General features: G+C 61.5%; 3 protein-coding genes. All 3 read right to left on the reverse strand.

Annotation, left to right across the window (positions count from 1 at the left end; genetic code table 11):
• Window positions 1-240 (reverse strand): GPW/gp25 family protein (locus WS68_RS09200; protein ID WP_059570502.1); only part of this gene is annotated, 240 nt, incomplete at its 3' end.
• Between the two features lie 51 nt (window positions 241-291).
• On the reverse strand, window positions 292-897 hold the full coding sequence (locus WS68_RS09205) for a phage baseplate assembly protein V (RefSeq protein WP_197419566.1): 606 nt from the start codon (window positions 895-897) through the stop codon (window positions 292-294).
• A 32-nt stretch (window positions 898-929) separates the two neighbouring features.
• Window positions 930-1,451 (reverse strand): hypothetical protein (locus tag WS68_RS09210; RefSeq protein ID WP_059570504.1); only part of this gene is annotated, 522 nt, incomplete at its 5' end.

Raw genomic sequence — 1,451 nt, forward strand, 5'->3', positions numbered from 1 at the left:
CTTGACTTGTGTGAGCCGAAAACGCGGCTCCCATGCCGCCAGCGCTTCAGCAGTCGCCGCGTACAAGTCCACGATCGTTTCGGCGTTCAATGGCGCGTCAACCAATTGGTACAGACGGCTGCCATAGTCACGGCGCATCACCCGACTCCCCACCGGGGTCGTGAGAATGTCGATGATGCTTTGCCGAAGATGAGCAATGCCCGCGCGCGGCTTGCCATCGGATGCGCTCGTACCGTCCATGCCGACATTCTTGTCAGCGCAACCCCAGCTTTCCTCTTGTGGGTTCTTCGCTTACGCCTGTGCGGGCGTGGTCGGCGCGCTTTCACCCTGCGCGGTGTGATGGTGTCCCTTCAGACTGATATTGTCCGCCTGTACGTCGCCGCTGTTGATTTTGATGCTGCCGGCGAATGTCGACACGGCCCCGCCGGCTCCCTCGCCTTGCACGTTCATCGAACCTTTCACGCTCAGATTTCCAGTCACGTTCGTTTGTGGCGTATCCAGTGTCACGCTGGCAGCAGCCCTCACCGTGGCGACCTGGCAGTTCACCACGACGCTGCCATCGCCGACCACGTTCACCGTCAGCGCATGGCTTGCGCTGTCGTACCGCACCGTGCTGCCGTCGGCAAATTGCACCATATCGACATCGGCGCTATTCGACGGCGCTGGATAGGCATCCTGATAGAAGCTGGGCAGCACGAACCCCAATGTCGTTTCGCCGCTCGGCGCGAACACAATCACCTGCTCACCCACCGTCGGCGCGGACCAATGCCGCGTTTTGCCGGCCCGGCCCGTGTGCCACGGCAACCAATCCGTCGTGAGCCCCCCCACGTCGCACATTACGCGCGCATTCACCAAATCCACGCCGACGATCACGCCATAGCGGATCAGCCCCGACACCTTTCGAGAAGTTTCCGACAGATCGTAATCGCTCATCGCATCACCTCGATATAGTCCGGCTCGTGGTCCTTTCCAATATCCGGTGCCACGCTAGCGAACACCTGTGTTGGCACGCTGCCGTCATTCGTCCAGACGGTATTGCCCAGGTGGATTTCCTGCGACCACTCCACGCACCAGACCTCATACTGGTCCAGCTCGGGATTGAAGTCGCTGCGGCAAATGCTGGTGACGTACGCGGGGCCAGTGCGCACGCCCGTCCAGCGGCGAAGGCGAAGCCACGCGCCGAACGCCGCCGCGAATTTTCGAATCTCCCGCTTGATGGTCGGCTTGCGAAATCCGAAGATGATTTCCGCCTCGAATCTGGCATTGACGGCCAACTGTTCGGTGCCGGGGTCGATTTCCGGCGTCGGGTCGAATTCGGACAAATCCAGGAGGACGGCCGGCAGCGGAAGACCATCCGGGCCACCCCTGCGCTCTTCGGTGCGGTAGAACTCGACCGTTTGCAGATCGGGAAACCGCGCCTTGATCTCCGCCACGATCGCATCGTGCAGCGC

It is taken from the genome of Burkholderia sp. TSV86, from assembly GCF_001522865.1.
Lineage (GTDB): Bacteria > Pseudomonadota > Gammaproteobacteria > Burkholderiales > Burkholderiaceae > Burkholderia.